General features: G+C 55.4%; 14 protein-coding genes and 3 pseudogenes. 9 read left to right on the plus strand and 8 right to left on the minus strand.

All coding sequences use genetic code 11. From position 1 onward, the window contains the following. Positions 1–109 precede the first annotated feature (109 nt). A pseudogene (locus SGP1_RS15775) lies at positions 110–1390 on the plus strand (peptidase U32 family protein). Positions 1391–1697: 307 nt separating this feature from the next. Here SGP1_RS15775 and SGP1_RS15780 read toward each other — a convergent pair. Together SGP1_RS15780 and SGP1_RS15785 are read right to left on the minus strand one after the other, a co-directional pair. Then, complete coding sequence (locus SGP1_RS15780; protein ID WP_011411563.1) at positions 1698–2276, minus strand: hydroxyethylthiazole kinase; 579 nt, start codon at positions 2274–2276, stop codon at positions 1698–1700. Between the two features lie 557 nt (positions 2277–2833). Beyond that, positions 2834–3556 (minus strand): helix-turn-helix transcriptional regulator, encoded by a 723-nt coding sequence (locus SGP1_RS15785; RefSeq protein ID WP_011411564.1) that lies wholly within the window; start codon positions 3554–3556, stop codon positions 2834–2836. 274 nt (positions 3557–3830) lie between these two features. Between SGP1_RS15785 and SGP1_RS15790 the strand changes: the two genes are divergently transcribed. Continuing rightward, complete coding sequence (locus SGP1_RS15790) at positions 3831–4316, plus strand: GNAT family N-acetyltransferase (protein ID WP_243466053.1); 486 nt, start codon at positions 3831–3833, stop codon at positions 4314–4316. 21 nt (positions 4317–4337) lie between these two features. Here the strand turns inward: SGP1_RS15790 and tsuB are convergent, their stop codons facing one another. The 6 genes and pseudogenes from tsuB to SGP1_RS34010 all read right to left on the minus strand — a co-directional run bounded on the left by tsuB (position 4338) and on the right by SGP1_RS34010 (position 6951). Then, positions 4338–4562 carry a thiosulfate utilization sulfurtransferase TsuB/YeeD gene (gene tsuB / locus SGP1_RS15795; RefSeq protein WP_011411566.1) on the minus strand — a complete coding sequence of 75 codons (225 nt, stop codon included), beginning with the start codon at positions 4560–4562 and terminating at the stop codon, positions 4338–4340. Between the two features lie 24 nt (positions 4563–4586). Continuing rightward, positions 4587–5608, minus strand: a pseudogene (locus SGP1_RS15800) (YeeE/YedE thiosulfate transporter family protein). A 123-nt stretch (positions 5609–5731) separates the two neighbouring features. After that, complete coding sequence (locus SGP1_RS24600) at positions 5732–5998, minus strand: LysR substrate-binding domain-containing protein (RefSeq protein ID WP_050747744.1); 267 nt, start codon at positions 5996–5998, stop codon at positions 5732–5734. Positions 5999–6119: 121 nt separating this feature from the next. Next, a complete protein-coding gene (locus SGP1_RS30030; protein WP_050747745.1) occupies positions 6120–6341 on the minus strand; it encodes a hypothetical protein in 222 nt (73 codons plus the stop codon). Between the two features lie 125 nt (positions 6342–6466). Continuing rightward, positions 6467–6607: a hypothetical protein gene (locus SGP1_RS35755; RefSeq protein ID WP_341532819.1), complete on the minus strand. Its 141-nt coding sequence runs from the start codon at positions 6605–6607 to the stop codon at positions 6467–6469. Between the two features lie 95 nt (positions 6608–6702). Next, entirely contained in the window at positions 6703–6951 is a 249-nt protein-coding gene (locus SGP1_RS34010) for a hypothetical protein (protein ID WP_041867098.1), read from the minus strand. Here SGP1_RS34010 and SGP1_RS34015 point away from each other — a divergent pair. The 7 genes and pseudogenes from SGP1_RS34015 (at position 6862) to SGP1_RS15845 (ending at position 11874) form a co-directional block, all read left to right on the plus strand. Further along, positions 6862–7062 carry a hypothetical protein gene (locus SGP1_RS34015; RefSeq protein ID WP_341532869.1) on the plus strand — a complete coding sequence of 67 codons (201 nt, stop codon included), beginning with the start codon at positions 6862–6864 and terminating at the stop codon, positions 7060–7062. The two genes, SGP1_RS34010 and SGP1_RS34015, sit on opposite strands and share 90 nt — an antisense overlap. A 397-nt stretch (positions 7063–7459) precedes the next feature. After that, positions 7460–8296: a hypothetical protein gene (locus SGP1_RS35250; RefSeq protein ID WP_279379397.1), complete on the plus strand. Its 837-nt coding sequence runs from the start codon at positions 7460–7462 to the stop codon at positions 8294–8296. 5 nt (positions 8297–8301) lie between these two features. Beyond that, positions 8302–8616: a hypothetical protein gene (locus tag SGP1_RS35255; RefSeq protein WP_050747747.1), complete on the plus strand. Its 315-nt coding sequence runs from the start codon at positions 8302–8304 to the stop codon at positions 8614–8616. Between the two features lie 26 nt (positions 8617–8642). Further along, complete coding sequence (locus SGP1_RS15825; protein WP_011411568.1) at positions 8643–9842, plus strand: M20 aminoacylase family protein; 1200 nt, start codon at positions 8643–8645, stop codon at positions 9840–9842. Between the two features lie 153 nt (positions 9843–9995). Beyond that, entirely contained in the window at positions 9996–10409 is a 414-nt protein-coding gene (locus SGP1_RS15830) for a RidA family protein (RefSeq protein ID WP_198408732.1), read from the plus strand. A 93-nt stretch (positions 10410–10502) separates the two neighbouring features. Further along, a pseudogene (locus SGP1_RS15835) lies at positions 10503–11192 on the plus strand (sulfite exporter TauE/SafE family protein). A 406-nt stretch (positions 11193–11598) separates the two neighbouring features. After that, a complete protein-coding gene (locus SGP1_RS15845; RefSeq protein WP_011411569.1) occupies positions 11599–11874 on the plus strand; it encodes a PTS sugar transporter subunit IIB in 276 nt (91 codons plus the stop codon). Positions 11875–11878 lie beyond the last annotated feature (4 nt).

The raw sequence follows: 11878 nt of genomic DNA on the forward strand, positions 1-11878 counted from the left end.
ACCGCCTTCCCCCGCATTCCTTCCTGATTTTTTTCCTGCCAGGCGCTAAAATCACCTCCGCTAAACTGCCCATGCCGGGCAGCCTGACCTGACATCAGACGAGAATCCCATGTTGACACCGGAATTACTTTCCCCCGCTGGCTCGCTAAAAAATATGCGCTATGCCTTTGCCTACGGCGCCGACGCGGTTTATGCCGGCCAGCCCCGCTACAGCCTGCGGGTGCGCAATAACGAATTTAATCACCAGAATCTGGCGCTGGGCATCGTGTAGGCCCATGAACTGGGTAAAAAATTCTACGTTGTGGTCAATATCGCCCCGCACAACGCCAAACTGAAAACCTTTTTACGCGACCTTGAACCGGTCATCACCATGGCGCCAGATGCCCTGATTATGTCTGACCCTGGCCTGATTATGCTGGTGCGCGAAGCCTTCGGCCATGCCGATTCATTTGTCGGTACAGGCCAACGCGGTCAACTGGGCAACGGTAAAATTTTGGCAGCAGGCCAGCCTGAGCCGGGTGATTTTGTCGCGCGAGCTTTCGCTTGAGGAAATAGGCGAAATTCGCGCCCGGGTGCCTGAAATGGAGATCGAGGTGTTCGTCCACGGCGTGCTGTGTATGGCCTACTCCGGGCGCTGCCTACTGTCGGGCTATATTAACAAGCGGGATCCGAATCAGGGCACTTGCACCAACGCCTGCCGCTGGGGGAAGGGGCGCCGACGGATCGCGTGTTCATGCTTGAAGAAAGCCAACGTCCCGGCGAATACATGTCCGCCTTCGAGGATCAGCACGGCACCTATATCATGAATTCACGTGACCTGCGCGGTGCAACATGTGGAAAGGCTGGCGGGCATTGTCGTACACTCGCTGAAAATCGAGGGGCGCACCAAGTCGTACTATTACTGTGCCCGTACGCCCAGGTCTATCGCCGGGCGATTGACGACGCGGTCGCCGGCAAGCCCTTTGATCCCAGCCTGCTCAGCACGCTGGAAGGGCTGGCGCACCGCGGTTATACCGAAGGTTTCTTGCGCCGCCATACGCATCAGGAACTACAAAACTATGACTATGGCTACTCGGTATCCGACCGGCAGCAATTCGTCGGCGAATTCAGCGGCGAACGCCGTGGCGAGCGGGCAGAAGTGCTTGTGAAAAACAAGTTCGCCTGCGGCGACAGCGTCGAACTGATGACCCCGCAGGGAAACATCCGCTTTACCGTGGAAAATATGACCAATAGCCGGGACGAAGCCATTGATGTCGCCCCTGGTAACGGCCATACGGTTTATCTGCCGGTGCCGCCGGAGGTCAGCCTCCACTATGCGTTGCTGTTGCGCAATCTAGACGGTACCACCACCCGCCAGCCCCACGGCAGGCCGGACGCCGCTATCGCCTGATTTTTACCCAGTAATTAGAATTGGGTCACAATCCCGTCCCCCACAACGGGGTATAATCCGTTTGCTGAAAAAATGGAAAGCAACGACCAGTTACTCACCAGGACCACCTCTTTTGCCAGCTCATCTTCCCTTGAGCTGGCACTTTGTTTTACCCTTCCCTGCCTGTGTCTGGCCTAATACCCGCCCGGCGCATCATGAGAATTCTTCTCGCCGACGCTCGACTTTTCCGTCGTCCAAGATAGTATCTATGATTAATAAATGCAGCCTCCGTGGGGGGAAAACTATTCGATTCAGCAAGGAAATAGCCTCAATGGAAACACAGGTGCCAAAACAGTCGGCGTCGCTCCTTATTCTCAATGGAAAAAGCGCCGGCAACGTTATCCAGCCGCTCACCGGGCAAGGCGCAGCAGGCCGCCGCCACCGCCGACAGGACACAACCAGTACCAGTCACACGCGTCATTAACGGATGACCATCGTCTACCTGCCAGGTACGGTTACCGTCGGTAATCAGATCCACCGCGCCGGTCACCGCCACTATTGCGCCGCACGCTTTAGCCAAGACCCGAGCGGCGGGCAGCGCCTGCACGGAATCATCGCCGCTATCAACGCAGCGACCGGCAGGAGCAATACCGGCCAGCATGGCGGCCACCCGCTGCTGGCACAGCGTACCTATATTAATCAATAGGGCATCGGCGATAGCGCTGAATTGCGCGGCCTCTTCCGGCTCCACGACCATCGGGGGAGGGGAGGCGCCCAACTCCAGCAGTATGTTGGCGGTGAGGGTTTGCACTACGTCATTGGTGAAACAGTGGACCAGCTGCGCCTGATGGCGCAGCTGCTGTAAGGTATAGGCGGCAATCGCGCCCGGCAGTTCGGAGGGTTGCATGGCTTTCATTCTCCCACCGGCGATCAAGAAGGCGGTTCCGCGGGTGAATGGATACTGTGACTTCCCTACGCTAGCATGATCCAGTTCAGGTAATACGGGTATTTCTCAGCCTTCACCTGGCGGTTAGGGCGCCCTTATTCATTGATAAATATGTGGTTTTATTGCTTTATATCTGTTTATTCCTGCAGGCAGGATAGCGTAATGCCCAAGCGAAATACAATCGATTTACCCTTGTACGTCCGGCAAATAGGTTAACGCTCGGCCCTCGTCACGCGTGCTGCCGGCTCGGCACACCCACCGCCAGCCAGCACGGAGTGGCCAAGGCCTCACGGCGTGTTTATTCAATCTGAAAGTTTTGTTGCTACCCTATACTCATATTATTTGTCCACGCCGTCATAGGGGCGCCAGGCTGCTCTGGGAGCAAAGTACATCACTGTTGAAGGAACTAAAGGAATGGAATAGGCATCCTTCTCAGCAACGTATTTTTCACATATTAAATAAATACAATTGATTAATTAACAGGGTGCCGAGGGATCGAGATGGAAATTTCTCCCCGGCTAGCTTAACAATTTAAGTTCCATTGCCCGGGTGATAGCATGTTTCGCATTAGCCACACCAAGTTTATTGATAATATTGCGAATATGGAATTTAACTGTTCCTTCGCGAATTGACAGGATAGTCGAGATTTCATTATATGTTTTACCCACGCTTGCCCAGAACAGCACCTCTTTTTCCCGCGGCGAAAGCCGGCAGGGTTCCTCTTCTGACTCACTCCCTTGCTCCTTACGTGCGTCGAAAAAGCGGATAACCTTTTCATGGGTGGTGATGAGCAACATCTGAAACTTATCTTTCTCTTTTTCTATTATATCATAGAATACAGCATTTTGCTTCATCTGGCTTATCGTTAGCGTGGCCAGGTTGTTGTCGGGATCATGTAGCGTGAAGGTATAACCATTATCAAGTGCGTAATCACTCGACATCTTATAAAAGTTTTGATCTGGCATATTGGGATTATTTTTCCAGCTAAAAGGCGTAAACTTACGGCAGGCGATCAGCATTACCGGGTCAATTTTTTGATAACCATAATTACGATATTGATTTAGCCAACCCGCCGGGTAATCAGATATCATAAAGGCAGGTTGTCCATCATCCTTATTCATCATGAAGTAGGCAAAAGTAAAAAGATCGGAATCGTTAAATATATGTGAAAGATAAAGTTTAATATTTTTCTTCATCTGGTTGATGAATAGCATATAATCCTTATCGCTTGGGTCACCCATTATCTCTACCTGTTATATTTATTTGAATGAACGGAATAATCGCACCGGTGATGGAAATCCGGCGCTGCAGTTATTTTACTTTATGATTATTGGATAGTATAAGAAGCCCACAATAGAAGCAACCACTAACAGAGTTGTTTATAATTATCTGTCACAGTATCTCGCCACGTAATACCCCTTGACTCGGCCGCTATGATTAGCCTAAACATTAAATAACGTGTACTATAATTATATCCCCAACACCTCTTTAGTCATCCGGCAAGCAGGACACGCAATGAACAGGAGTAGCGGCGCAATTACCGTCAGACACTATCAGGAAGCGGACCGTCCTTTCTTGCGCACGCTATTTTTGGCTTCGCGCAAAGCGAATTGGTTATGGCTGGACGATAGCCAATGGCAGTTGGAGGATTTTGACGCGGTTACGCTGGGGGAAAAAATTCTGGTGGCGGAAATCAACCAGACTATCGCCGGCTTTGCTTCACTTTCGGTGCAGGATCGCTTTTTACACAATTTGTTTATAGCGCCACAATGGCAACGGCAAAAGGTCGGCACCGCTTTGCTGGACGCCTGCTATCCCTTATGCCGAGGCACGATGGCGCTAAAATGCCTGATCCTTAACCAGCGCGCGCTGCGCTTTTATCTGAACAACGGCTGGCGGGTCATTACCACCGGCCTGGCGGAAAACGGTGAATACTATCTGATGCATCACCGCCCCCCTTCGGCATCCTCGCGGCGGCAGACCGCTTCCGGACACCCTTGATGCGGCGTCCGCAACGCCATCCTAAGCTTTTTTCAGCGTGATGCTCCACTGGGCTGAGCCCACTTGCTGATAATCGGTCACGACATGTCCCTGCTCCGCCGCCCATTGCGGCAAACTTTCCGTCGCCTGTGTACAGTCGAAGTCAATAACCAGTTCATCACCGACTTGCAATGCCGCCATAGCGGACTGCGCTTCGATAAGCGGGAAAGGGCAGACCTGGCTGATGACATCAAGTTTCTTAATCATTTTGTTTCCTTATTGAGGTAATCATCAGATTGATGCGGCGCGTACCGTTTCTTGACGCCGCAGGTGGACGAACAGATACCATGACGCTGTCCATACACCGAGAATCATAAAGGCCAAACCGATCCAACCCTGCCAGGTCAGCATGGCGGTCATCACCAGACCGTTGCCGATGGAACAACCGCCGGCGCAGCTGCGGACCGAGGTGGCAGCATCGGCGGCGCGTAGGCGGAATTCACCGCTGCCCTTGGCGGCGATAAACGCGCCAAGAAAGATCCCTAACACTAAAAACACACCCCAATTGATGAATTTGTCATCCCCTATGACCATATACTGCACAACATTGGCGCTCGGCGCGGTAATGCCAAGGCCAAAGTGGCGTCCGGAGGCGATGCTCAACGGCCAGGCGAGCGTAGCGATGAGACCTATCAGAACGGCGGTGGCAAACGGATGCCAGCGTTTTTCAAACAGCAAATGGGCCAGGCCGGTTTTTTTGGCCGGTAAAGCGGCGACCCCGCTAACTTGGGTTTTTTCAGTTCCCTACGCGCCAGCCAGAGGGCCACCAGCACCAACAGTGCAATAAATGGCCAGGAAGACAGGCCGAAAGTTTCAGCTATCGCATTGTGCGCGGTACTGTAAGACATCATCTGCTGGTTGAATGCGGCCAGATGCGGAGAGCGCATAACGGCGCTGGTTACCATGTAGGCGGCCAAGGCAATCCAGCTACCGATCAATCCTTCGCCGGCGCGGTACCAAGTGCCGGTCGCGCAGCCGCCGGCCATGACGATTCCGATGCCGAAGACGTAACCGCCGACGATGGTGCCCGACCAGGGGAAAGCGCCGGCGTCATAGCTGAACTGACCGGCGGCAATCAGGATATACACGCCGAGGCTCTGAATCGCGATAGCAATTAACAAGGCGTAGAACAGGCGATTATTTTTGGCCAGATACATATCACGAAAACCGCCCGTCAGGCAGAATCGTCCCCGTTGCATAACAAAGCCGAGTAGCACACCGCAAAGGAGTCCGGTGAAAAGTTTTTGCAGCATAATTAATGTTCAACATCAAAACAATAAGGATGATTAATTATTCCCCTCACATTTACAGCCTTCCAATAGCCAAACACCATACTATATAAAGAAAAAATATTTCCCCCTCCACCGAGCAGATATCTACGGTTTAATCGCCGCGACGCTCCGTCGCCTGCAGCCGTTGGCGCCAGGGCGCCTGGGCCGAAATTGTTCCTGCATCATCCGCATAAACGCGCGCGTCCGCTCCGGCAACCCCGCGCCCTGATGGGTAAGCGCCACGACGTTGGTGTCGGGCGGGTGCCAGTCTGGCAACAGTGGCACCAGTTTTCCCTCCTCCAGGGCATCGGCCACGTCCCACTCCGAGCGCATGATGATCCCCAGCCCCTCCACTGCCCATTGGCGGATCACTTCTCCATCGTTGCTGATAAGTATCGGCTGAATGCGAATATTTACCGTAGTGCGCCGTGCCGCGCGATAAACGCCGGCGAGGCGCAGAGGATGCGCCGGTTAGGGGCGATGTAATGGCTTATCAGACTCGACGAGTGCAGTTCGCCAATATGAATAACCAAATCGCTCCGATCGCTGCTGGCGACCAGAGGTTGACGGAGAGTGTCATCCTGATATCCACGTCGGGATAGCGCTGGCGAAAGGCGGCGACCACCGACACAACATAGCGCCGGCCGAAACCAAACGGTGCATTAATGGCGAGCCGGCCGACTATACCGTGGCGGCGGGCGTGCAGCGCCTCCATCAGCCCGGCGATCTCCTCGATAATGCCGGCGCTGCGCCGTCAGGGCTGCGATCTGAAAATTATTGTCGATAACGCCGCGTCGGTATTGATCCAGCAGAAGACGAGTTATTAACGGTGGGAGGCTATTACATGACAGCGGCGCCGTCGTAGGCGGCGTACTGACCCATGCCGGCTCGAGCTATGAACTGCATTCGCCGGAAAAACTTGCCGCCCTGGCGGAACAAGAGCGCGCCGGCGCGGTGCTGGCCGCCAATCGACTGCGTCAAGCTGGGATCCCTTGTAAACAGGTCAGTGTGGGTTTGACCCCCACCGCCTTTGCCGCGCAGCAATTGACGGACGTGAGTGAGGTGCGCGCCGGGGTCTATGCTTTTTTCGATTTGGTGATGCACAACGTCGGCGTGTGCGAACTGGATGAGATTGCTTTAAGCGTGTTAACCACGGTCATCGGCCACCAGCAGGAGAAAGGCTGGATTATGGTGGATGCCGGCTGGATGGGACGCCCTTCGCCGGCTTTACCGTTATCGGCACCAATCAGGAGCACGGCATCATTGCCGCCGAGCCTGGCCAGGCTGCGGCCGATATTACCACCTTGTTCCCCTTGGGCGCGCAACTACGCATTTTGCCCAATCACGCCTGCGCCACCGGCGCGCAGCACGCGGTGTTTTACGCCTGCGATAAGCAGGGCTTCACCACGCCCTGGGCACGGCTCCAGGGCTGGTAAGACGCCCGCGTCACGCAGACGACGGCGCCGGCGCGGCGAAAGCACTGAACGCAGCGGGCCTATGAGCGCTGCGCAAACATGGGTCGCAGCGAAAGCATTAACGACCTCGAAAGCAAGGATTTGCCGACGTGACACCGTCGGCCAACGGGAAAGGCTACCCGAAGGTAAGCAGTTGAGGTTCAAACGATGACTTATTAATTTACTTTGGGAGGGGCAATCATGCAGCACAATATCACCGTAAGTCCGGCGCAAAACGCACCAGCGACAAAGCGCCATCGAAACACCGGGACCCCTCAATCCCTATGTTCTCTTGTTCATCATGCTGGTGATTACCGCCGCGGCGACCTGGATCGTTCCTCCTGGTGAATTCGAGCATGTCCTGCGCGAGGGGTAAAGTTTGCCGTTCCGGGCAGCCTCCCCATCTGTCGCACGCAGCGGTATCGTTCCGGGAACGTTGTTTACCTTTATCGCCGAAGCATGGTCAAATCCGCGCCGATTATTTTCCTTATCCTGTTTACCGGCGGCACGGCGGAAAGGCAGTAGCGATACGGTCATCATTCTCAGCGTCTGCGCGGTCTTCTCGGTGCCGGGCACCACCGGTGTCGTCATCAACTCGGTGGTGAAGTTTATTCCGTTAGGCATGCTCCTGGCTCGCTCGATGAACCTGCCGCGTATCTTTGGCGTCGGCCTGATTTATCTGGGCACCTATGCCAGCTTCAACGCCGCCATCATTAATCCCGGCACCACCGGACTGGCCCAACGTCTGGCCGAGCTGCCGCTGTTTTCTGGCATGGGGTTTCGCCTCGGGATTTATCTGGCTTTTGCCCTCTGCGCAATCGTTTTCCTTGCACTTTATGCCCGCCGTTGTCGACGCGATGGGCTTACCAATGAAGACCCGAGCGCACAGCAGCACATTACCGCGCAAATCTCGACCTCCCACTGGCTTATCCTGGCATTTACCGCCCTCGCCCTTATGACATTTATCTATAGCGCGGTTAATTACGTCTGGTCAGAAAATGAAATGTCGGCGATGTTTGTCATCGTAGCACTCGGCGTCGGCCTCATTGCCCGTATGCGCGGCGGCGCTATCGCCGACACGTTTTTACAAGGCTGCGCCCAGCTGATTCCCGGCGCGCTGATAGTCGGGCTGGCGCGAGCCATTGCGCTGGTGCTGGGCATAGGCACATTCTCGATACTCTCGTTAACGCCATTGCCGGCCTGCTGGCGCCGTTAAATGAAATGTTCGCCGCCGTGGTAATGCACATCGCCATTTCCTCCGATTCGGGTGAGTCGGCTGCGCTGGTGCCGCTGTATGTCCCGCTGGGCGATGCGTTGCACATCACTCGTCAGGTGACGGTTGAAACCATTCTCCTTGGCGAAGGAGTCATCAATTCGGTCAATCCCACCTCCGGGGTCATGATGGCCGTGCTGGCCATTGACCGCATCGGCTATGGCCAGTGGCTGCGTTTCGTCTTTCCTCTTACGCTACTGTGGCTGGTGATTTCCATTATCGCCATCATTATTGGCGTGCAAATCCAATGGGGTCCCTTTTAAGCCGCGCCAACGACAGGAAGAATGCCATGACACCACCTTTAAACGGCGCCACGGTGGCGGATCTCTCCCCCTGGCACGACGAGCTAATCGCTTTGCGACACCATTTTCACCAACACCCTGAGCTGGCGTTTGAAGAACACCACACCGCCGCTACCATCGCGCGACAGCCCGGCGAATACAGCTATCAGGTCACCACCGGCGTCGCGGGCACGGGGGGCGTCTCCACCCTGCGACTGGGCGATGCTAACCGCGCCATCGGTCTGCGCGCCGATATGGATGCCTTACCGATAAGCGAAGAAAATACCTTCGATTACCAAAGCAGTGAGTCCGGTAAAATGCATGCCTGCGGCCACGACGGCCACATGACCATGCTTCTGGGTGCGGCGCGCTATCTGGCCGCCACACGCCGCTTTAACGGTACCCTGCATGTCATTTTCCAGCCGGCGGAGGAGCGCGGTTTCGACAGCGGTGCGCAAAGAATGGTCGCAGAAGGGCTGTTCGACCGCTTTCCTTGCGACGCCGTGTTTGCCATGCATAATCATCCCGGCCGGCCCTGCGGACAACTGATGAGCCGCCGCGGCCAGTTTATGGCCGCCGGCGACCGGGTATTCATTACCGTTCGCGGCATGGGCGGTTATGCGGCGCGCCCGCATCTGGCGCAGGATCCGGTGGTGGGTGCCGCCAGCATTATCATGGCGCTGCAAACCGTGGTGGCGCGTAATGTGCCACCCGATCAGACGGCGGTAATTACCATCGGCATGCTGCAAGGCGGCAAAGCGCTGAATGTGATCCCTGCAGAAGTGCAGTTAAGGCTAAGCGTACGCAGCTTCGACGGTCATTCGCGCGCTGCTGCGCCAGCGTATACCGACATTGTGCAGTTACAGTCGGCTAGTCTGGGATTAAGCGCCGAGATTAATTATATCGAGGGCTATCCGGTGGTCTGCAACAGCGAGGCGGAAACCTCCCTGGCGCTGCAGGTCGCCGCGGAACTGGTGGGCGAGGACAAGGTCGATGGCGAAATGGATTTGCTGACCGGGAGCGAGGATTTCGCTTACATGCTACAGGCGAGTCCCGGCTGTCTGATACGCATCAGTAACGGTGAAGCGCAAGCCAATAAGATGTTGCACAACCCGGGCTACGACTTTAACGATAATAATCTGGTGTTAGGTGCCGCTTACTGGTCACGTCTGGTCGAGCGCTACTTGCCGCCGCGGACGCCCTTATGAAGGTCGCGGACCGGTCGGCGCGTGCCGCAGGCGTACCACCGGGCGCACTGCCGGTGCTGAATGCTGCGCTGACAACGGATGCCGGATGCCAAGAATACCGTTCCCTGTTGTCTGACAAACCAATAAGGTTGATTATGACTGATACATCGCACGTTGCGTTACAGTGCATCACCGCCCCGGACGTGCCGCCGCCGGCCGGCCACTTATTCCCATGCGGTAAAAGCGGGCAACTGGGTTTTCGTTTCCGGCGTGCTACCGGTGACGGTGTCGCCCCAGGCAAGTTTCACCGCTCAGGCCGAGGCGGCGCTTAATCTGTGCCGGCACATACTGGCAGCAGCGGATTGCGGCTGGCCGCAGGTGGTGCAATGCACGGCCTATATCGTCGGCATAGACCATTGGCCCGACTTCAACCGGCTATACGCGCAGTTTCTGCAAGACTATAAGCCGGCCCGGGCGTTGATGCCTGTGCCGGCGCTGCATCACGGGTATTTGATTGAGATACAACTAACGGCGATAGGTGCTTCGCCCCAGTCGTCCTGGCTGGCGGAACGCCACGGGGAAAGTTGATTCCACGGTGGAAATGGATTTGATGTTGCTATGATAGTGTCTGAAATGTTGTCCTGTCTCGTTCTCGGCGTCGGGCTTGGAATATGCGGCGGTATGCTGGGCATTGGCGGCGGATTGATCGCCATCCCGGTGTTGAGCTTGCTGTTCCATATGGATCAGCTTCTTGCCCAAGGCACCGAGCTGATTATGGTAACCCCCAATGTGCTGATCGGTTTTTTGCGCTACCGTCAGCATAACCAGATCGATCTGCGGCAAACATTAAAGCTGTGCCTGATTGCCACCGTTTCCGCCTGGTTCGCCGCGCAGGATGGCATCGGCCATACCAGTCGACAGACTGCAAAAAGCGTTTGCCGCGTTTTTGCTGCTGCTTGCGGCCTATTACCTCTGGCAGTGGTTCGACAGCCACCGCCATCCGGTTGCCGTTGCCCTCCTGCCCACCCGCTTTTTGCCCCTTCTCGGTATCGCCAGCGGTTTCATGTCGGGCATTTTCACCGTCGGCAGCGGACTGGTGGTGGTACAGGCGCTGGTATCGCTGTTCGGCTTTAGCCAAAGCAGGCGCAAGGGATCGCCCTGGCTCTGGTGGTCCCTGGCGCCCTGACGGCTCTGTTTTCCTATGCGCAAGCCGGCAACGCGGACTGGAGTATCGGCCTGCCGCTGGCGCTGGGCGGGATCATCAGCGTATCCTGGGGCGTCGCTTTAGCGCACAAGCTGCCCGTGACGTGGCTGAAGTTTGCCTTCTGTATGGTGCTTATCGGCGTGGCAATCGCGATGCTGGCGGCCTGAGAACACGACAACGAGATGATCGCCACGAGCTCGGTGCTATGGCAACGACTGCCGTGGCTCTCTCGGCACCACAATGGCGATAGTTACCGTCACGGCCGCAAGCTTTGGCAACAACGGCGGTATCCTGTTCGCGGAAACCTTGTGGCAATCGTCCTGTGAAATTACACAGAACATCCACAGGCGCGCCAAACGTTTACTCTCCTTCCCCTATAACGTCACCCATATAAAAAAAAATAAAATCATAAATATACTAGAAACTCTCTCAATTATAACCTTCGCTTGGGCACCATTTCGATTTCCGTTTCGTCAGAAAACGTTCCTCTAGTGTGTAAAATTATACAGTTACCATATTTCGATTTCATTAGAATTGATTTAATTAATTCACATTTTTCAATGAGAACTGATTATGAAACACATGATGATCTGCTGTGGCGCCGGTGTGGCGACCAGTACCGTAGCGCTGAAAAAATTGGAAGCTTATCTGACGGCGGAAGGCCTGCTCGACAAGGTAAGAATTTCGCAGGGTACCGTGGCCGAAGCCGCCACACGCAGCGACCTGGATTTTATCGTCTCCACCTCTACCGCCAAGGTGGCGGTAGAGGTGATTAATGCGCTGCCGCTGTTGACCGGCATCGGCACCGAGAAAGTATTTGAGAGCGTTAAAGCCCAGATCCTGGGCTGAGGCT

The organism is Sodalis glossinidius str. 'morsitans', from assembly GCF_000010085.1.
GTDB lineage: Bacteria > Pseudomonadota > Gammaproteobacteria > Enterobacterales > Enterobacteriaceae > Sodalis > Sodalis glossinidius.

Excerpts from the sequence above, each read along its gene's own strand:
- SGP1_RS15780 (WP_011411563.1), bottom strand. The coding sequence starts at position 2,276 with ATGCAACCCTCCGAACTGCCGGGCGCGATTGCCGCCTATACCTTACAG.
- SGP1_RS15785 (WP_011411564.1), bottom strand. The coding sequence starts at position 3,556 with ATGGGTGACCCAAGCGATAAGGATTATATGCTATTCATCAACCAGATG.
- SGP1_RS15790 (WP_243466053.1), top strand. The coding sequence starts at position 3,831 with ATGAACAGGAGTAGCGGCGCAATTACCGTCAGACACTATCAGGAAGCG.
- tsuB (WP_011411566.1), bottom strand. The coding sequence starts at position 4,562 with ATGATTAAGAAACTTGATGTCATCAGCCAGGTCTGCCCTTTCCCGCTT.
- SGP1_RS30030 (WP_050747745.1), bottom strand. The coding sequence starts at position 6,341 with ATGGAGGCGCTGCACGCCCGCCGCCACGGTATAGTCGGCCGGCTCGCC.
- SGP1_RS35255 (WP_050747747.1), top strand. The coding sequence starts at position 8,302 with ATGTTCGCCGCCGTGGTAATGCACATCGCCATTTCCTCCGATTCGGGT.
- SGP1_RS15825 (WP_011411568.1), top strand. The coding sequence starts at position 8,643 with ATGACACCACCTTTAAACGGCGCCACGGTGGCGGATCTCTCCCCCTGG.
- SGP1_RS15845 (WP_011411569.1), top strand. The coding sequence starts at position 11,599 with ATGAAACACATGATGATCTGCTGTGGCGCCGGTGTGGCGACCAGTACC.